Source organism: Cernens ardua, from assembly GCF_051251085.1.
In the GTDB taxonomy this organism is placed as follows: Bacteria; Pseudomonadota; Gammaproteobacteria; order Pseudomonadales; family Halomonadaceae; genus Cernens; species Cernens ardua.
Genome location: NZ_JBPCZH010000001.1, coordinates 1,023,550 through 1,042,040 on the forward strand (window position 1 = coordinate 1,023,550; position 18,491 = coordinate 1,042,040).

An 18,491-nucleotide genomic window follows, 5' to 3' on the forward strand; every position below is an offset into this window, starting at 1 on the left:
ACGCAAAGTTGTTGTAGTTCATCCGCCACACTTGGCTTTGTGGCCTAAAATCAAGAGGCCACGTAAATATTGCCATTACTTGATTCCTCTACGGATTGATTGAAGGATTGGTCCGTTACTTCTGATATCCTGCTGTATCTGCTGATAGGCTAGCTTTGCCCCATTGTAAGAAGCTTGTTGTACTGCTTGAGGATCATGGGCACCGCGCGCATCAACATGTAAAACAGGCGAGTAATGGACATGAACATCGCCGTTTTTCGAATTATCTGAAGGTTGAGCTGATTGCGCAGATGAATATGTTCTAGGAGATACATAGCCACCGTTGGCATAACCACGATTGAGGTTGTCAAGATAGTTACGCATACCGGGCTGCCGGGTGACTTCCGAGCGAATAACGTATTCTTCCGCATGAACGACACCAGCGGGTTGGTATTTCGAGCCATGACCGGTATAGCCGCCAGCTGAGAAGCCGACCGAGTGCCCAACTACATCCGATATACCTTTAAATGCGCCAGAAGAAATGCTTTCACCGCCTGAAGAACCACCAAAGAGATTGGTCAATCCTAGAACTGAACGCTGAATTGCTACTTTGGCAAAGTCAGAAACAATCTCTCGTGAAAAATCAGCAAGATTTAGTTTTCCAGTGGCAACAAAATTTGCTAGATCGTTGGTGGCTGAACTGAACGCATTGCTGAATAACGACTTGGTCATGTCAGCAGTATTCTTCGCCTGATCAAGGTAATCCTGCCATGCCGAACTGGCACCATTCTTCCAATTACCCTGCATGGCATCCAACTGCTTGTACATGTCCTGCTGATCACCAAGCGTCAATTCCATCATTTTGCGCTGTGCAGCTATCTCACCAGTGATGTAATTTTGTTGATCCAGATTGTGTGTCTGCGAACGTTGTTGCTCAAGCTGAGTGACCTGCTGCTGGAATTGCTGCTGTGTCTGAAGAAGCTGCTGAGCGCGTTGAAATTCTTGGCTACCCATCCCAACACCTGCCACTTGCAGCATGTTCTGCTGTTGCTGTGTCGTACGCTGGGCATCAAGTGTGGCTTGGTACTCTTTCAACCTATCTGACGTAGAATGGATGGAGTCGGCGACTTTCTGATACGACGCAGCGGCATTTACCCGGGCAACAGTGGCCTCAATCTCGTTACTGCTACCGTCTTTTACGGCACGGCTAATATCAGCGAGTTGGCCTTGATACTTGGCCTGTGCGACATCCAGCGCGTTGTAAGGAGTGATCAGACTTGAGATTGTCTGACGCTCGCGCATCATCTGTTCGATTTGTTGGTTAACTGCTGAGTGGCTGGAGCGTGTGTGATGTGGGGCTCCCGGAACCTTACCGACAGCCGCATTGATTGCATTACGCTCTTGGGCTGCTGATATTGATTTCCCAGCGTTACGTGCCAATTCTATTTGTTCGCGAGTTTGCTTAGTTACGTCGGCTACTCGCTGGGCATATGTTTTTGTGCTTTCTGATAGCTTATCCCATGTGTTAATGGCATTAATGTTAATGTCATTTAGCGCTTTTTGATTCTGAGTAAAAGCATCATATCCGGTTGAAACATTAAGTTGCCTCCGGAGGTTTTCAATTTGCTGTCTTTCCTGCTCGGCATATCTCAATTGCGCTCCTAGTGGATTGAATATACCTACCGAGCTGCCATTATCTGAATAACCAACACTCCTCATCCGCTGGATTTCTTGGGTTGTGGCAGCTAGATTAGCTTGAGCACTAGCTATTTGCTGGGTAAGGGGTGTCGTTCTACCCAACCCCATTATCTTTTCCCAGACGCTAGAAACTGTTCCTGCAACACCTTCCCATGCTCTTTCAACGTACCCAGCCTGTTGCTGCATCTCTTTGGAGCGTTGTTCATGAACCTGCTCTAATGCATTCATGGCGGCCTGCGTGGCTCCCATGGCATCGCCTGATTTTTGCAGGGCATCAATCTCTTCAAATTGAGAAGTGGTTAGAAAATGATATTGGTCATTGAGCTTCTGTATTGCTTGAACTGGATTTCCCTCTAGGGATGCATACTGGGAAACAATGTCTTGTATTGATTGACCTGATGCCCTGCTGTACTCTTCGGCTGCCTGAGCAATTTGCTGGTACTGGTTCTGGGCAAATTTTCCTGTTTGAACCACTTGAGTAAGGGCTGATATAGCATCCCCACGAGTCACACCTGATATTTTGGCGATGTTGTCAGCCATACCAGATAAAACATCAGAACTTCCAATACCACCCTGTCCTGTCGAAATTATGGCCTTATTAAGACCATCCATTTCATTGGCGCCCTTATAGGCTGCAACTGCTAATCCTCCTATAGCTGCGGCGACTAAAGTATAAGGGTTAACCATGCTTCCAATAACACGCGCTGTGGCTGTACCAGCCTCTCCGATACTACCGAACATATCACGCAACTGGCCGCCCTGCTGGATTGCAACAAGGTAAGCCGGCTCACCACCTATAAGACTAGTGAAAATATCTGTAAGCTGAGGTGCCACCATTTCGGTCTCACGCGCCAGTGTTCTTTCTGCACTTGCTACCGAACGACTGGTATTACCAAAGCGTCCAAGCGATTCGCGTGACTGGTCGATTTTTGCTTTCAGAGTGTCGAATGTTTCAGTATCCACTATCCCATTTTTGAAATGAACGCGCAGTTGCTCTTCTTGTTGATCCAATTTATCAAGACGAGCAATAACTGGATCAATTTGGTTTACTAACCGGTTAAAAACTTCGCTTTGATTTTCCAGCGAATCGTTAGCGTTGGCTGTAGTTACTGATGTTGTGCGGCTGCTTTTATTGAGGCTGTTAATAGCATCCGTGTACATTTTTGTTTGGCGCTGACTTTCACGCAAGGTATTTGTAGCTAGCTTATCGATCGAGTTGTTCATGCCCAGAACATTTTTTGTCAGCTCTGCTGTAGCTGCTGCATTCGCTCTCATCTCAGCAACAAGCTTATTCATTTCCACTGATGCTGACTGCGCTTTTTGCCCGGCATTGCCGGTTGATGACCCAGCGCTGTTCATCGACTGAGAGACACTTAATCCCGCCTCTTCGAGCGTTTTTAATCGAGCCCGCAATCCGTCAATCTGCTGCTGCGCACTCATCGAATCAATAACGATAGAGAGACGGGATTCTTTAACAGTCATCTACTTTTCTCCAGACGAAAAAAAACCGCTCAATGGCGGTGGATGTGATGCGAATGTTTATGGCTAGTGGATAAGGCCAGAGGGCGCTATAGCAGCTATCAGTTTTGCTACGGCCCAAATAGCTGCGACGGCTACTGCGCCCCATGCCAGTCGTCGAGAATGAGGATTTGCAGACATGTTGTGCAACACCTCCAATATTTTGCTAAAATCCATTCATGATTCCTTGAGTTAGCAAGGTTTCTATTTTGGCCCTGACGATGTTCGCGCATCTTCGGGGCTTCGTTTTTTAGGCAATAAAAAACCCGCCGAAGCGGGAATTAGTCGATTTTCTAAGTCTCTGGCAATGATCTACATATTTGACATATCTGAAGTGCATGTTTTTACTTCATCGCCAAGAGAAGTATCTTTTTGACCTTGTTTCTTCGGTTGTTGATTCTGATCATTGAAGGCTTGTAGCTCATAAAGCTCTAACGTAGAAACGTAATTGTCATTGGCAGATAAATCACCCACAGATGTTATAAAGCTATGATCTGGAGAATGTTTGCCATCTATAGCAGAAGCTTTCCCAGCCATCACCGCTTTTTTACACATCGCGCTGAATGACATATGGCCATCGATTTTTTTAGATACAGGGTTGGTATTGCTTGCTATAGTTTTGTCTTGTGAGCTATTAAAATGGATGACTGTCAATGCGATTATGGCTATTGCTATTATAAATATAATGATAGCTACACCAATTCCGGCCGATCTTCTTACACTCTTAACTTCCTGCGGTGACAACTTATTTCTTTCTTCTATCCCAGATTTTTTATTTTCTATTAGCTTTTCAGGTGAAGCGATTTGATTGTTTAATAACTCTTTCTTTTGCTGTTTAAATTCCTCATCGGTTAAGGCTCCTCTATCCTTCAAATCTGCCAATTTACCAAGGGCAATCAGATATTCTGCATTGGCATTAGCTCCATAATGTATCGATTTTTTTCTTCTGAAAGAACCTATAGACCAGAGAATTATCCCTGCAATAAATGAAATGCCACCGATCAGCATGTAATTGCTCTGATCGCGCATAAGACCAATATTGTTGACGCGCTCCCCCGTCAATCCAACAGGTACCGAAGTATCCATAGAGCAACTGGCAATAATAGTGATTACACCGATGATAGTTAAAATAATGCCTAATACTTTCATTCCCGTAGGGTTCCATTCAATATTTCAGTAAGAATAATAGGGGCTATCGATTTAGATTAGTCAAATTCACCTTCTGCTGGCTTCCTTCCATATTTTTCAGTTATTTCTTGTAATATTTTTTTGTTTGATTTTTCAATTATTTTTTTTAAATGATTAGCATCAATATCAAGAACAAAATTTTCGTTGAAATCATGATCAAAATGATCTTCATCTATGTCTTCATATTGGTAACTTCCCTCAATCATTTTCTCTCTATCGATAGAGTCTTCAATCCTTTTCATGATTTCCGCATGCAAAGAACGCTTATTTGAGAAAGCCCTTTCCTCTAAATAGCTGCGCATCTCTTCCGTCATTCTAATCGGATACGGCCTAGCTTGTTGCTTATTGTCACTCATATCAATCCCTCCTTTTGGAAGGATCATGCACTCAGTTTCAAAAAGAATCAAAGATTCATATTGACTCTACACAAAAATAGATACAAAATGAATCTACCCCATCAAGGAGGGCGATATATGAGTAATAACAAACAAGTTCATCCTTATCCTCTACGTTTACCGAATGGTTTGAGATCTACAGTTGAAAGGATGGCTGGAAAATCAAGAAGAAGTCTTAATTCCGAATTAATTCTTCTAGTCGAAGATGGTTTCAAGTATAGAGAACGTTATGAAAAAAACATTTTCTAAAAACGAAGAAACCCCAGCGGCGGCAACCGTTGAGGCTTCAAATCAGATAAACCCTACCAAGGAAATAACTGACATGAGCAATTCTACCACTGTTGAAACTTCTAGCAACGTTTTACCTGTAATAGCAGGTCATGAGATCGCCATTGATGAGCATGGGCGATTTAACCTCAATGCTATACATAAGGCTTCTGGAGGGGAAGCGAAAAATAGACCATCTATGTGGATGCAGAACAAGCAAGCCAAAGAACTGATTAATGAGGTTGCATCCCAAAGCAGGAATTCCAGCTTTGCTCCAGTTGAGGCATACCGCGGCGGGAGCCATCCAGGAACATTCGCCATTGATCTCCTTGCAGTTTCCTATGCTGGCTGGATCAGCCCAAAATTCCAATTGCAGGTGAATCAAGTATTTCTCGATTACCGAATGGGTAAGTTGAAAGCAGCTGAAGCAGATCAACAACAAGCCCTACCATCACCACTCACACCAGCTCATCAACTGGGTATTCAAAAAGAAATCGGTGTCAGGGTTTACGAATGCGTAAAAGATGAATCAAATCGACCTAAAGCATTCAAAGCCATCCATCGCTACCTGAAGAATAGGTTTGAGGTCGGAAGCTACAAAGACATTCCTGATCGTGATTACACCCAAGCGCTTGCCGCTGTTCATGCTGCACCACTCGAAGGAGAGTGGATTGAGGCGCAACCCAAACCTGAACTGGATATTCATTTCCCGATTTCAAAGTAGCGTGAAGATCATCCATTCTTTGAAAAATATCAGGATTTTCTTCCACCGGATCAGATGCTGATAAATCCAGCTATGACAATCACCATGGACAACCAATATTCACCCACTCTTCTCGCCCTACGCAAACTTGAATCTGCTGGCTATGTGGTAGATGCATGTTTAGCTGAATTCAGTGCCATCCGATCAGCTCTGCAAGACTATAGAGGCTATCTTAAAACCATTCTGAATGGCATTGAGAATACTTTGGGTCATTCGATTACGATTAAATATAATCGTTGACCATTTCTGCCCCACTTAAGTGGGGCTTTTTTCATCCCTTTCCTTTTGCATGTTATCAAGCATCACTTCATCCATGGCATAGATCGCTGAATCGAACTCGTCGCGATCAATGAGGATTGGGAAGCGTTCAACGTACCGGTCAATCTCGATCAGCGATAGCGGCACAGGGAAGCCCTCAGCGTAGCGCCGCATTCGGGCAATGCCATGGTAGCACCCGTCTATGAAATCAACGACAGCGCTACTCTCTGGCCGATCCAGCGAGGGCATATTGAGCTGTTCACGCTGCCATTGTTTCTTTTCGTCGCCGACATCAATACGCCACTGCGCGAGGGCCTTTACTTTTCCACCGTATCAGCCACTTGTTCGGCTTTTTTCTGGGCAAGTTGTCGCCCGGCAGAAACGACCTTATTGAACACGTCAGGATATGCCAGAAGTAGTTCTTCACACTTCTCAGGTGTGTACGGAACTGGCTGATCGTTGTCGTCCACAATTCCTACCCAATCAGATACTAGGCACTTGGCAACAAGGCTTCGCAATAGGTCGTCCTCAACCAGGCCATCCTGACTGGCTTTCTCAATGCTAAAATCCTTGCTACCAATAAATTCACCGGCTGATACAGCATTGATGTGACGACTCAGGGAGGCTTGTGCACTGCGAAACTCAGAAGAGTATGTGGAGCCCACGAGCAGCTTGAAGCTTTCATCATCGCTGAGTTTTATTTCAACCCATTCGTGGCCGTCTTTGTTAAATGTGGGAATTGCTGAAAGTTTAAGTGCCATGATGACCTCAATGTAAGGCAGTAATAATATCGGGCAGGCGCCATACAAAGGCGACCAGTGAAATAGCTAGGCAACAGCAGACGAATGACGCGACGGTTTTAAACAACCCATACCGCTCAATGCACGTTTCCATTAGCCTCACCAATAGAGTAAAATTGAACACATGTTCTTCCTTGGGTAGACAAGGTGGAGACAGAGACCCCAATAGCGTTCCCGCGCTACTGGGGTTTTGTTTTATGCGGCTGCTTGTGTTGTTCCGCTTTGAGAATCGTGTGAAGCAGTGCTGGAAGACGAACCACCTGTGGAGCGGGAGACAGCCTTACGAGTGATGGTGGGTTTCTGCTTCGCGGCAGTGAGGTTCAATGTCACCTGCACAATGTCGTTCTTGCCCGCATCCGGCCAATCGCCAAGGATCTGCACTGCTGGGATGGTAAACGTATAGTCACCAGCAGCATTTCCAATGGTGAACTGGAATGCAACGGTGCTCAGGTCTTTGGAGTGCTGCCACAGGTCGTATGATGTCGGCGACCAAGCCATTTGTACCGAGCCGGTTACGCTAAACTCACCGACGATAATCGCACCGGGGAACCCTGGATTATCTGACCCAATACAGCGCTGGGTGTTTGTGCTATTGGCGAATGTCAGGTTGAACGTTTCAACACATGCCACACCAGCAAGTGTCTTGCCATCCATGGTCAGGAGGGTGACATCCTTGAACATGTAGTTCTGATTGTCGTCATCATCGTTCACCTGTGGCTTGAATGAGCCGTCCTTATTGTCTTGCCATCCCGTTCCCGCAAAAGTCGTGTTGACGGTAACTTGACCGTCACCCGGCACCGTCAATTGCATCTGAGTAACTTGCTGACCGAGTGCAATACCCTGGACATTGATGTCATCAAAGCTTTTTGCAAGCGCCATAGTAATGCGCTCATCACCAACAGTTAGGGTGTCGTTGTTCCAATCAGAGCCAAAACATGACGCCCACATCAAATCCAATGCACCATAGCGGAACAATGTACCGACTTCACCGCCCACATCAGTCGTTGTCAGAATGTTTCCTTCTGACATTCTATCCAAACCAATTTCGGTACTCTGCGTTGTGTTATGAGTAGGCTTAACGCCGAATGAGGTTCGGCGCAAAACATTGAATGGTCCTGATGGCAATTGTCCGACAGTCGTTTCACGCGCATAAAGCGTTGTGACCTTAGCACCGCTTGACATGGCTATTTCCTTTTCTTGAGGCGAAAAAAAACCGCCATGCTGTGGCGGCTTATTGCTTAACTTGGTTACAACTCAGAAGCTACTGGCTGGAATTGCTTGCGCCAGAATCAGATGAGTTGTCAGTGGAATCCGTAGTAGACGATGAGTCAGATGAACCAGAAGAGCTTGTATCCGAGTCATCATCGGGTTGGGATGCAGATACCTGTACCGATGCCTTGTACTGCCAGACCTGATCGACTTCCTCCAGCAATGGCTGAAGAGATGGATTCTGGTTCAACATGTCGGTGACTTTTGCCACAGCATCCGCTTTGTTCTGCTCTGCAGTTTTATTAGCGTCATTGAAAACATACTGAGGATCAGGGTTATAAAACGGCACAAGAATTCGATAGAAAGGATTGGACATACTTTTCTCCTGGCATAAAAAAAGGCCGCCATGAAGGCAGCCTGTAGTGATTTTCAAAGGATTACACCGTTGTGTATCCAATTGTTACGTTGATTTGATAATACCCATTTTCATCTGGGCCCAAGTCATCCAGATTGGCAGTCGTAAATACCAGGTTAGACTCGGAGTAGTATTCGAAGTGATCAGCAATGGTGCTCGCTGCCTCAGATAAAGCCTTTACCCCAGAATGTACTGGCGCGAAAAGCTGGATCACGATATTACCGGTTCGTCGAATACATACCCGTGATCCAATCTCACTGACGCTCGATACCGTGGGAATATTGTTCAACCGTGCCCATATCTTCTTTCCAGAGGGATCAAAAACCGTAGGAGCATTCGGATAATCGATACAATCAGCTGGCAATCCCGCCCACGTTTCCATGTGTCCGGCAATAATTTGCCGGATTTGCTCGAATGTCATCATGCATAAGCCTCCGCAACCCTATCGAACGCAGTCATGAACCATCCAGCAGGTGCCTGTGTTGACCATCCCTGTTCTAGCCTTACGGCATAGGGCATGTTGTTCTGAATGTAGATGACAGTGAACGGCCTGCTCTCTGCGATCTTTTCGTTGCCGGCAGCAATCGTCTTGTTGCCTACCTCGTCCTTGTTCTGAACGTTATAGCTATTGTCCGGCGTACCAAGACTGACGATATGGTTTGCGCGAAAAGCACCACCTATGTAGCCTTTGGGAAGAAGTCCTTTTAAACCACGTTTCTCGCGTTCTTTGTTGATCTTCCATAACGTCCTATCACCTACAGGCGATAGCGACACCACCTCTGCCAGAACCTGCATGGAGATAACGCGCTGAAGCTCTGTAATGTCATCAGTGACATCATCAATAAAACCCATTAGGTTTTTATCGAAGGCCATTATGCTTTCCTCAACAGGCATTCATAGTGCGCAGCTGCTGGATCTTCATTGACTGTTTTCACGTCGTAGCCATTGATAGTATCGCCGACCTCTGGCTTACGTTCGACCTGATTAGCGAGAACGATAAGCAACTGATCGCCCGCTTTCAGATTGACGCCATCGAGCGTGGTGATCGCGAAATTGTCGAAGACGCCCTGCCCCTTGTATGTGGTAGTTCCACCCGTATACGTTTCTGTGACTGGATCATAGTGCCCAGCCGAAGGGTCTTTGTGCTCACCTGTGAAAGCCTCAACTGCATCAGCAAGAGGACCTGCGAAAGCCTTGGCAAGCCGTCCCTGTACTCGATCACGCAACCCCATCACACTCTCCATAAAAACGTGCACCCAACGTTACTGACCCATGGTCCAATTAATATCAGAGCCTGATATTCCCCTGCGGTAAGATCGGTAGACCCTTCTGTGTAATTGGTTTGCACTTGCACACTGCCAGCCTTTGCCATTTCAGAAGTTACTTCCCGCTCTTTCGACTGGTTGAACAGGCCGGAATCTGCGTCTTTTGCGATAAAAGCAGCAGCTCTTACGATAGGATCGGGTGTTGGGGTGGGAATGTATCCCTTAATACGAGAATTGAGCCACGAATTGGCTATCATCACATCTGTGGCAACGTCTCCTGACGCCCAGTTAGAACCGAGGACGCCATTAATTTGTGCTTCAGTGACTTCAATCATGACGCCCTCTGTTTTCAACTGCTTTTATTCGCTGCGGATATTTTCGATGCTACATAATCCGCAATCATTTTTGCCGACCATGACCGCAAGGTAGTATCAGTACCAGCATTCAAAAGATCGGCTGTACCCGCATCAGGCGTAGTGCCGTCTTTACCAGCGGGTCCAGTTTCTCCTTTATCGCCTTTTGGCCCCGCTGCACCATCCTTACCTGCAGGACCTGTATCACCTTTTGGCCCCTGCGGCCCAACTGTTGCACCAATCCCGGCCTCCATGTGGTTAAGACGATCAGCAGTAATCGGTGTGCCGCCATCTTTACCGTCCTTCCATGTTTGCTGTTCGTAAGCCATGGTTATTCTCCATCACCTGGGAACGATTCCCCGCCGGGATAGGTGTTATCCCCCGGCGAGGCTGTTAAGGGTTTGATTGATCACCAGTATCGGAACCGGAATCCCCCGTCAGGTTAATCATGACACCGGCAGTAGACTTATCGCTGGTGGCATACTTAGCCCAGTTTTTGGAACTCCCGATAGCAGTAATGTCAGGATTTGCGCCAGCGCTTTCTTTCCACGAATAACCCAGAAGATCGAGGTTAAATGTGCCTTCAGCACGGAAACCCAAGGCAAGGTTTTCCTGATCATTGATCTGATATGAGCGGAACCCGGGAGCCTGAGACTCGGTCAGTGTGACAGCACCAGCCTGCAAACCAAAAATAGTGTTGGCCGGCATTTCATCGGATACCAATACTGGTTTACCTAACGTTCCAGGCTGACCGCCATAGATGACAACATCGGTCTCACCATAAATCTTGTCAGCAATGGCTTGATCGACGATGTCAAAGTAACTGGCAGAATCCATCACAAATAGCGCGATACGGTTAAAACGATCACCAAATTTGCGAAGGCCACGTGTCAGCACCTTTTTGCCATCGGTTTCAATGCTTCCCGAAACCGTGAGGTTAGCATTTGATCCGATAGCAGCCTTGAGCGCGGCAGCCACATATTGAATACGCCCTGCCATTAGTGCATCGGCATAATCCTGTCCAACAAGAACAGAGAACTCTTCTGTGGAACGCGCACGGCGTTTAAATGCTTCTTCGGTAGTTTCATAGGGACCATATTTGAATGGCACCTTGACACCAACCATCTCGCCAGAACCAATCTTCAGCCCGGTGACCGAGTCTGTCGAATTGACATCTCGGTGAGAAATGGCGCCACCGATCTTGTAAAACGCACGCTGACGAAAATCACCCTCGATCAGCTCGTTATCAAGAAGGATGGCACCATTAGATGCCGCATTAAAAACCTGAAGAACATCTTGAATCTGTTCAAGATAGGCAGTTTGTGCAAGGTCGTTATAAATGACCATATCTGAATTAACGGTGGTAGCCATGGCGGCTTTTCTCCTAGTTAGGAAGTTTTAAATAGGCTGATTGCCCGTTTTTCTCGATGAACTCTCGTTTATCTGAGGCGCTCATCGTTGAGCGTTTCAGGCTGGCCTTGCCGCCATTTGCTCCAGTTGCACCAGACCCCTTGGGTACTGGGAACCAATGTGGCGCAGTTTCGCGCATACTCTCCAACCAAGCTTTGGGTGTCAGGGCATTACCCTTGGCATCCAGCCCAGCATTTTCTTTTGGTATGACATTCCCTTCATCATCTACAGTGAAAATGTCATTCCCTCGATAGATGGCGTCTTGTAATGCATGTGGCAAAAGATGAAGCTCAGAACCTGCCTTTTGTAGCTCATCGCTTAATACTCGACCACGAAAACGGTCAGCAAATGCAGATGCCTGACTCGCTTTATCATTCGCTTCCTGTAGCTGCTTTTCAAAACCCGTCTTCATTCGTTCGACGCGTTGAGATACCAGCTCTTCAATTTTTCCTTCATCAATAAGCTGTTTATCATTAGCTTCTTGATGTTGCTGTTTGAGTGCTTTGTACTCTTCTGGATCAAACCCTTCGAATGACTTAAGACTTTCAGCCAGCTGTTTATTTTTACCCAACAGCTCGTCCCGCTTGCTTTTCAAACCATTAACTTCAGCATCTACCGCCTCACGGATGGCCGCCTGTATTGTCGGGTCCTCAAGGTTGACTTGTGATTCCTGATTCTCTTCTGCCATTGTTATCCCCTTGGGATGAATTAACCTGCCTTACAGGCATAAAAAAACCACCCGAAGGTGGTTATGTATGAAATTTTTAACCCAATATCGTATCAAACGTCGATTTATCCATTTCCCTCAATTCATCTAGGGTATAAATCTCGCCGGATGGATCTGCAAATCTATCCAATGTGTATTTTCCTTGCGTGTACAACTTATAACGTGCAATCCCAAGCCAATTCTTCTGAAAAGTTGCTCCCTGTTGTCGGAACCATTCAGTAAAGGAAGGTGTTTTATCGTCACTCCATGATTCCCCGGGTAACAGAGGGATGAGCGCACATTTACAATTGGGATGAGCTGGTGGCTTTGGGTATCGTTCACCAACACGGTAAATGGTTCCATCACGGATTGCGCACAACTTACAGGTTGAGGATTCCAGTTGCGCCTTCCATATCACTTCCTTGATACCCAGCGCTTCGTAAACCGCAAGCTGCACAAAACTGGATATATGATGTCGGCCTGTTCGTATAATCGTTTCAGCAAGCCGTTTGATAGGCTGTACTGCGCTATCCTTGTATTTAAACGCTTTTGTGCCGGTCATTGACTTCATGATGTCGCTGACCGGTTGACCTTGGCTTAACCCTTGCTGAATGACACCGTATACCTGAATGCTTGCATTTGTAGACCACTGTTTCATCCAAGGGAGCAATAAAAGGCTATATGCCCCTACCTGCACAGGCTCATTCATAGCCTGCTGATAGACGTCATTTGTCTTTATATTTTGCTCGGGAAGATTGCCTACCTTATGAAACAAGTTGTTGGTGTATTCAGCCTCATAACCAGCCAGATCAGTAGCACTTCCTTTCCATCCACTAACCATGCCGTTGTATAAATCGACCTGGAATTGATCGATAATATTTTTGACACCTTTCAAACGCGCGGTTGTGTATTTACCTGCAATGAATGCCTCGGTCTCTGCATGCGTCAGGTTATTAAGTCGTCCTTGTAGCTCATTGGTCAATTCAAGGACAAGTTGATCGATATTTTTGAGCTGGGCCCTGACGGTAGCAGTCGAAACACGGTAAGCATAAGCTGTATGCTGAATGAGCGCCAACTCTATAGCATGCTGAACATTTTTATCCATTTACAGCACCGTTTATGTTGGCCTCTTCCAACTGCCACGACCTATCAGGCAATTTTCCGGTAGTCAGGTATTGCCAATAAGCATCTTCACTAACATATCCAGCCATAACCGATTGGAGAATCGTGGCGGCCAATTGAGGATTGGTCTGCACATCAGAAAAGTCTGGATCAATACTGAATGTTACCTCGCTTGGGTCACGATTAAGCATCGTTGCCAAGTATCGACACATGGTTTCGACGGCTTCTGCAGCATTGATCGCTATCGAATATAGAGTGGCATATTGATCATTTTGGCGGGCTTGACGAGCGTCGCCTGACTCTACACCTATATCCATAACGCGTGCACCAGCCTCAAGGGCCATGGCTCGCTGACTCTCCATGCTTTGACGTGTTTCTGACAGTCCTGAGCCTGATATTTCAAGATAACCAAATTGACCACCCTGACCTACCTGCCAGAGCGTTCCGGGGCCAGCAAGATCAACCTTAAAGTCATCATTTGTTGCACACCATGCCTGAGGGAATGCAGTCTTATGTAATGCCTCAAAGTAATCTGCACTCAATTGATAATATTTCAATGATGCATTTGCCATTGAAAGCAAGGGAATTTCATCAACATCAGGAGATGTATCTGTCGAGCCAGCATAAATGACAGGAACAAAGTCAATTCCAGATATTTGTTGAGAATCATCCAGCACACTATTGTCGTATAGGCCGGGGCTGTACTCATCTCCAAGTGGCGTGGCATTTTCATCCATCAGTCTGACTCTTAGCTTGCCATCGTATAGATCAATGACTCGGTAAGCCGTCATACATTCATGGGAAAATTCATCATCGGTGTCAGCTGAATAAGCTTCAGTGAAAACAGCCAATGTAAGATCACATCGACCACCAACATCCTCTGTTTTCCAATTGATGGCATTCTCTGCACTGTAAGTAGCGATATACGGAAGTCCGTTATCGTCAACATCTCCGTATAATGCACAACGTCCAGTAATCAAAATCTCACGGACAACCCGAAGCCAAAGCTGTTTAAGCCCAAATCCATCAGCCGTTGCATTCTCCTCCATACTTGTTAAACCTGAAGGCATGCTTATTTCTGGTGTCTGGCGTGCAACAAGCCCCATCATGGAACGTATAGCATCTTTAACGGATAAAGGATAAACCGCCCGCTGCTTGTATGACTTGTAGAATTCTTTTGGATCAATACCGCCGTCTATCTTTCCTCGGCTCTCAAGCATCAATTGGCCGTCGGTCTTAGGCAAATATAGGTTATCAGCTGTCTTGATAGCTTCCTCGCCTGCAACAGCATCACGCATACGTTGCCATTGGGGCAGATACTCATAATAGGCTGGGTGAAATATTGAAACAGGCATGAAATTTCCTATCTAAAGCCGGGAACGGCGATACTTGTAGTGCGTTGTCTGCGAGAATTAGCTACAGCAAAATATCGGAAGGCATCGGCGCAGTGACTAGACCAGTCGTGCAAGGGACGATCTTTCCATGCACCGATTTTGTCATTCCATTCCTTGCGGTATGACTCCAGGGCAGTGATACCCTCATTACACTTGGCTTCATCGAACACGCAATTGGGAAGAATTTCACGGGCAGCCTGTATACCATCATCAATACCCAGCTTGGGCACCACATCGAACCGAACAGAGTAGCGCTCTCCGTCAATCTCATATCCTTCACGGGCAAGATCACGTCGAGTACGCCCATCTGACCCAAACTCACGGTTATCGATGTCATGAGGAGCCCAATGGCGCCCATATGTGTAACCTTTATCTTTAAGCACCTTCATGTAGTGCTGAAGACCCTCACCGCTATTCTCGTAATAATCGATGACGTGGTATTCATTACCGACCTTACGAACGAACCAAATAGACGTTGAGTCACCCACACCGATATCCCAGTAGGTATCAACTGGTAGATGAGAGTTATCGGGCAACGTACCAATGCAACCATTGGCATACAGATATTGAAATTGTTTAGCGTAGTAAGCGCCTTCTACTGACTGCTGGAAGGCTTCGGCAGGCAATGACGGATATTCACGCTTCATATCATCGCCTAGGGTGCGCTCCTTGGCGGCGTACCACTGCTGCTGTTCAGCAGTAGTCTCGATGCCATAGCGAGCATTCAGCTTGGCAAAATATTCAACAAGACGTTGGGGAATGCCAGTTTCTACCGGCAGCGAGTAGTCAGGATTGCGCCACCACGGATAAAAGAAGAACTTCCAATCCAGTGCGCCGAGCGGCTTACCCGATAGCGACTGTTTCTCTGCCTGTTGGCTGTACTCGAAAAAGTGACCGGCACGCCCTTCTGCTGTTGATTCAATCGTCACGAAGCAATCTGAAGCTACCGCCTCGAAAGCACCTGTGACGATCTCTCTGGCCTTATCAGGGAACTTGGCACATATCTTTCCGAATTCGCTCACATGCAAATAACGTAGCGTTCCACCACGGAAAGACGGGCTGATATATAACGATCCACCCTTGCTGAAAACCAGTTCACCGGCGGCATCATTGCTTGCTGGATTTGCCTGGCGGAGATCAAGGGGAAGGTTCTTGTAAGCGAACTGTATTTTCTCTCGGAACAGGCGTTTTGCGTCGTTAAGGGTGTGGGCAATAAGCGCGCATTTTGCTGACTCAAACAATGCCGCATCAAGCTGGATGATGCACTGCTCGGTTGTAAAGCCAAGCTGACGTGCTTTCAGAATCAAATTACGGGAGTGCATACATTCGTAATACGAAAGCTGCTCAGGCGTCATCCTGAAGCGCACTTTCTTGCCACGCTTATCCGTTATGAAATACAGGTTATTCAGTCGGAAAAGCTTGTCCTTGAGCCTTGCCCTATGCTCTTTTGATAGGGCCATATCACGCCTCGCTGGATAGCTCGTCCATCAGATCAGAAAGTGACTCAGTATCATTCCGTTGTGGGTCGTCATCGATGTTGTATGCTTGGCGCTCAAGCTTTATAACTTTTGCTTCAGCATCGACACCGGCATTAAGCGAACGAGCAAACTTGTCATGATTTGAATCATTTACAACCATCTCCGAAAGTGCATCACTCAACTTTCTAGATAATCTTCGCCATTGCGCAAGTTCGAATCGGTGCGCGAATATAACGGAAGCCGCCTCGTCACTGGCTTCATCGATAATTTCTTCATCTGTGCGTGTAGGATTTGCGCATTTATCACCAGTGCGCGAACCGGTGCGCGAAACCTTCTCTTTTGTGCTCTGCTTAACCTTGGTGGAAAGATCACGCTTCCAGCCATTGGCTTTTGCTCTTGAGCGTAGCGTTGATTCCTTTACGCCATATTTGTCTGCAACAGCACGGATAGACAAAGAGCCAGCCCGGTAGGCCGACTCGATGGCCTCCCAGTCAGGTTGACTCTTAGCCATAACTATTCCTTCAGAGGTAATTCAACAATCGGTAAAACATTCTTGCCTGCCGCATCTGCCCTGGCATGAATCGCACTGGCAATATCTTCGGCTTGAGCCTTTGTCAGGTTCTCAGCAACGGTCACAATACCCTGATCGGTTGACCGGGTGACCTGGTAACGTTCCATTGGAACTACGCGTACTTCAATTGACATACATCCTCCGTGACAGCCTCAGCCGCATAGTAGATAATATTTACTTTTAAGGGTTTTCTATGGAAAAAATTTATAAATCAACCCATTGTGGTAACGATATATACTTGGGCAATGTTGTAGACGATGAAACAGGCGATATAACTGATGAGATATATCTATATTTACCACCTAATAAAGAGGACGATTTACAATTATTGTGGCAAGTTAGGTTTCCAATGCCTCTAACTGATTTCGAAAAAATAGACGGTCAATTAGAATCTTTAGGCATGGAACGTATTACTGTTTCTCCATCACGCGCCTAATAGCTTCCCTATCCGCATTCGCACGCTCGATCACGTCGTTTTGCATCAAGATGCATTCGCCGATATTTGCATTCGACTGGAAAAGGCAATTGGGCTTCTGAAGCGGCGCCGTCCAGTCATTTGGAAGCTGTACCTTCGGTGCTGGAATCGTCTTGTACACCACTTGTTGCCCTGCGCAAGCTGTCAGCGACAGAGCGAGGAACGCGCTCACTAGCCCAATCACGATTAGTGCTAAGCGCCTGTTCATATGCTGATCGGGCAGCTTCTGCACGCTTCTGCGTAACTTCAAGCTCGGTGCTTCGTACATTGAGAGATTCCAGAAGTGTCTTGTTACGTTGATCGAGTTGAACATTCGACGCCATCAACGTTGTGTTAGCGTCTTCAGCTTTGTCTGCCCGAGTCTTTTGCTGATTGGCTTTGTTGTGCCAGGAAGCTGCAGATCCCCGATAATGCCAGCATGCGTAAGCCAGCAGTGCGATCAAGGCATACGGCCACAATTTAAGATAACGAAGGATCATTCGATACCTCGACATGCTGCATTATCGTGACCGCGTACACGTAGTTCAGTACACACACCGACTAGTCTTGACCAGTTCTTGTCGCGCTGATCGCGAAACTGCGCGACTTCATGCCGCCGAATATTCAGACCAGTGTTGATCGCGTTGAATTCGAGCTGGTTGAGGCGAAACTGGTCGTGATAGTCATGAACGGTACGATCAAGCTGCGATACTCGCTCAACTAGCGTGTCATTCTGCGCATCAGCTTTATGCCAGAGTGTGAACATGACACTTGATAGCCCGAGAGCTGCAACAGTGATAACCAGGAACACAAGCTCAAGCTTCGTCAGTCCACGCTCATTCATTTCTGCTTTCTCTTGTCCAGCCATTCTTTGATCGCTCCAACGACAGTTTTCGCGCTATCCATGGGCCCGTTCAGGTAAGAAACGATCGTGGCACGAATTGTGCCAACACCCAAAAGACCGATTGCGATAGCAACAGCTCCGCTATAAGACGTGTCGTAACCCAAGGCGGCAAGTGCCGAATTAATCGCTGGGGTAACAACGATAGTGATAAAGCCGACGAACAAGCTATCTTTGATAATCGTGTGCCATGGCTCCTTAGCTTTTGTAATGAGCCACGCTGCACGAGAGATTGCAGATACAGCGCCGTTGTAAAGCGCTGGCAAATGATTAAACAGCAGAGCAACAAGCCAGCCAGAATCATTAGGAGGCGGCGTTTCCATTGATTGCTCCCATTCATATTTTTT

The 18,491-nt window shown here is 46.6% G+C and carries 25 protein-coding genes; 3 read left to right on the forward strand and 22 right to left on the reverse strand.

Annotated features, from left to right (window positions below):
• Window positions 1-75 precede the first annotated feature (75 nt).
• The 3 genes from LMG33818_RS04335 to LMG33818_RS04345 form a co-directional block, all read right to left on the reverse strand.
• Complete coding sequence (locus tag LMG33818_RS04335; protein WP_442322113.1) at window positions 76-3,159, reverse strand: phage tail tape measure protein; 3,084 nt, start codon at window positions 3,157-3,159, stop codon at window positions 76-78.
• Window positions 3,160-3,507: 348 nt separating this feature from the next.
• A complete protein-coding gene (locus tag LMG33818_RS04340) occupies window positions 3,508-4,344 on the reverse strand; it encodes an SHOCT domain-containing protein (RefSeq protein WP_442322114.1) in 837 nt (278 codons plus the stop codon).
• Window positions 4,345-4,400: 56 nt separating this feature from the next.
• Window positions 4,401-4,739: an Arc family DNA-binding protein gene (locus LMG33818_RS04345; RefSeq protein WP_442322115.1), complete on the reverse strand. Its 339-nt coding sequence runs from the start codon at window positions 4,737-4,739 to the stop codon at window positions 4,401-4,403.
• Window positions 4,740-4,856: 117 nt separating this feature from the next.
• On the opposite strand from LMG33818_RS04345, the gene LMG33818_RS04350 reads away from it, so the two are divergent.
• Together LMG33818_RS04350 and LMG33818_RS04355 are read left to right on the forward strand one after the other, a co-directional pair.
• Window positions 4,857-5,027: an Arc family DNA-binding protein gene (locus LMG33818_RS04350; protein WP_442322116.1), complete on the forward strand. Its 171-nt coding sequence runs from the start codon at window positions 4,857-4,859 to the stop codon at window positions 5,025-5,027.
• Entirely contained in the window at window positions 5,008-5,769 is a 762-nt protein-coding gene (locus tag LMG33818_RS04355) for a KilA-N domain-containing protein (protein ID WP_442322117.1), read from the forward strand. Before LMG33818_RS04350 ends, LMG33818_RS04355 begins: the two co-directional genes overlap by 20 nt.
• A gap of 294 nt (window positions 5,770-6,063) precedes the next feature.
• On the opposite strand, the gene LMG33818_RS04360 is transcribed toward LMG33818_RS04355, so the two are convergent.
• From LMG33818_RS04360 to LMG33818_RS04435, 16 genes are all read right to left on the reverse strand, one after another.
• Entirely contained in the window at window positions 6,064-6,315 is a 252-nt protein-coding gene (locus tag LMG33818_RS04360; protein ID WP_442322118.1) for a hypothetical protein, read from the reverse strand.
• A gap of 68 nt (window positions 6,316-6,383) precedes the next feature.
• The gene (locus LMG33818_RS04365; RefSeq protein WP_442322119.1) at window positions 6,384-6,827 is read right to left on the reverse strand and encodes a phage-derived protein YdaY family protein; all 444 of its coding nucleotides are present in this window, start codon (window positions 6,825-6,827) and stop codon (window positions 6,384-6,386) included.
• 234 nt (window positions 6,828-7,061) lie between these two features.
• A complete protein-coding gene (locus LMG33818_RS04370; protein WP_442322120.1) occupies window positions 7,062-8,048 on the reverse strand; it encodes a phage tail tube protein in 987 nt (328 codons plus the stop codon).
• A gap of 79 nt (window positions 8,049-8,127) precedes the next feature.
• Window positions 8,128-8,451 carry a hypothetical protein gene (locus LMG33818_RS04375; RefSeq protein ID WP_442322121.1) on the reverse strand — a complete coding sequence of 108 codons (324 nt, stop codon included), beginning with the start codon at window positions 8,449-8,451 and terminating at the stop codon, window positions 8,128-8,130.
• A 61-nt stretch (window positions 8,452-8,512) separates the two neighbouring features.
• Window positions 8,513-8,914, reverse strand: a complete 402-nt coding sequence (locus LMG33818_RS04380) for a phage tail terminator-like protein (RefSeq protein ID WP_442322122.1) — start codon at window positions 8,912-8,914, stop codon at window positions 8,513-8,515.
• Window positions 8,911-9,363: a hypothetical protein gene (locus LMG33818_RS04385; protein ID WP_442322123.1), complete on the reverse strand. Its 453-nt coding sequence runs from the start codon at window positions 9,361-9,363 to the stop codon at window positions 8,911-8,913. The genes LMG33818_RS04380 and LMG33818_RS04385 overlap by 4 nt, the downstream gene beginning before the upstream one ends.
• A complete protein-coding gene (locus LMG33818_RS04390; protein WP_442322124.1) occupies window positions 9,363-9,722 on the reverse strand; it encodes a hypothetical protein in 360 nt (119 codons plus the stop codon). Before LMG33818_RS04390 ends, LMG33818_RS04385 begins: the two co-directional genes overlap by 1 nt.
• Entirely contained in the window at window positions 9,722-10,090 is a 369-nt protein-coding gene (locus LMG33818_RS04395; RefSeq protein WP_442322125.1) for a hypothetical protein, read from the reverse strand. Before LMG33818_RS04395 ends, LMG33818_RS04390 begins: the two co-directional genes overlap by 1 nt.
• 14 nt (window positions 10,091-10,104) lie before the next feature.
• Window positions 10,105-10,437: a hypothetical protein gene (locus tag LMG33818_RS04400; protein WP_442322126.1), complete on the reverse strand. Its 333-nt coding sequence runs from the start codon at window positions 10,435-10,437 to the stop codon at window positions 10,105-10,107.
• Between the two features lie 64 nt (window positions 10,438-10,501).
• Entirely contained in the window at window positions 10,502-11,479 is a 978-nt protein-coding gene (locus LMG33818_RS04405; protein ID WP_442322127.1) for a major capsid protein, read from the reverse strand.
• A 13-nt stretch (window positions 11,480-11,492) separates the two neighbouring features.
• Window positions 11,493-12,206 carry a hypothetical protein gene (locus LMG33818_RS04410; RefSeq protein ID WP_442322128.1) on the reverse strand — a complete coding sequence of 238 codons (714 nt, stop codon included), beginning with the start codon at window positions 12,204-12,206 and terminating at the stop codon, window positions 11,493-11,495.
• Window positions 12,207-12,282: 76 nt separating this feature from the next.
• A complete protein-coding gene (locus LMG33818_RS04415; RefSeq protein WP_442322129.1) occupies window positions 12,283-13,329 on the reverse strand; it encodes a minor capsid protein in 1,047 nt (348 codons plus the stop codon).
• Window positions 13,322-14,701, reverse strand: coding sequence for a DUF4055 domain-containing protein (locus tag LMG33818_RS04420; RefSeq protein ID WP_442322130.1), 1,380 nt, complete (start codon window positions 14,699-14,701; stop codon window positions 13,322-13,324). Before LMG33818_RS04420 ends, LMG33818_RS04415 begins: the two co-directional genes overlap by 8 nt.
• 8 nt (window positions 14,702-14,709) lie before the next feature.
• Window positions 14,710-16,200: a terminase large subunit domain-containing protein gene (locus LMG33818_RS04425; protein ID WP_442322131.1), complete on the reverse strand. Its 1,491-nt coding sequence runs from the start codon at window positions 16,198-16,200 to the stop codon at window positions 14,710-14,712.
• 1 nt (window position 16,201) lies between these two features.
• Window positions 16,202-16,729: a hypothetical protein gene (locus LMG33818_RS04430; protein WP_442322132.1), complete on the reverse strand. Its 528-nt coding sequence runs from the start codon at window positions 16,727-16,729 to the stop codon at window positions 16,202-16,204.
• Window positions 16,730-16,731: 2 nt separating this feature from the next.
• A complete protein-coding gene (locus LMG33818_RS04435; RefSeq protein ID WP_442322133.1) occupies window positions 16,732-16,923 on the reverse strand; it encodes a hypothetical protein in 192 nt (63 codons plus the stop codon).
• 59 nt (window positions 16,924-16,982) lie between these two features.
• Here LMG33818_RS04435 and LMG33818_RS04440 point away from each other — a divergent pair, with 59 nt between their 5' ends.
• Window positions 16,983-17,225 (forward strand): hypothetical protein, encoded by a 243-nt coding sequence (locus LMG33818_RS04440; protein WP_442322134.1) that lies wholly within the window; start codon window positions 16,983-16,985, stop codon window positions 17,223-17,225.
• Between the two features lie 116 nt (window positions 17,226-17,341).
• On the opposite strand, the gene LMG33818_RS04445 is transcribed toward LMG33818_RS04440, so the two are convergent.
• Genes LMG33818_RS04445 through LMG33818_RS04455 form a run of 3 tightly spaced genes read right to left on the reverse strand, consistent with a single transcriptional unit; the run spans window position 17,342 to window position 18,467 of the window.
• Window positions 17,342-17,743: a hypothetical protein gene (locus tag LMG33818_RS04445; protein WP_442322135.1), complete on the reverse strand. Its 402-nt coding sequence runs from the start codon at window positions 17,741-17,743 to the stop codon at window positions 17,342-17,344.
• Complete coding sequence (locus LMG33818_RS04450; RefSeq protein WP_442322136.1) at window positions 17,740-18,111, reverse strand: hypothetical protein; 372 nt, start codon at window positions 18,109-18,111, stop codon at window positions 17,740-17,742. The genes LMG33818_RS04445 and LMG33818_RS04450 overlap by 4 nt, the downstream gene beginning before the upstream one ends.
• Window positions 18,084-18,467 (reverse strand): phage holin family protein, encoded by a 384-nt coding sequence (locus LMG33818_RS04455; RefSeq protein WP_442322137.1) that lies wholly within the window; start codon window positions 18,465-18,467, stop codon window positions 18,084-18,086. The genes LMG33818_RS04450 and LMG33818_RS04455 overlap by 28 nt, the downstream gene beginning before the upstream one ends.
• Between the last annotated feature and the right edge of the window lie 24 nt (window positions 18,468-18,491).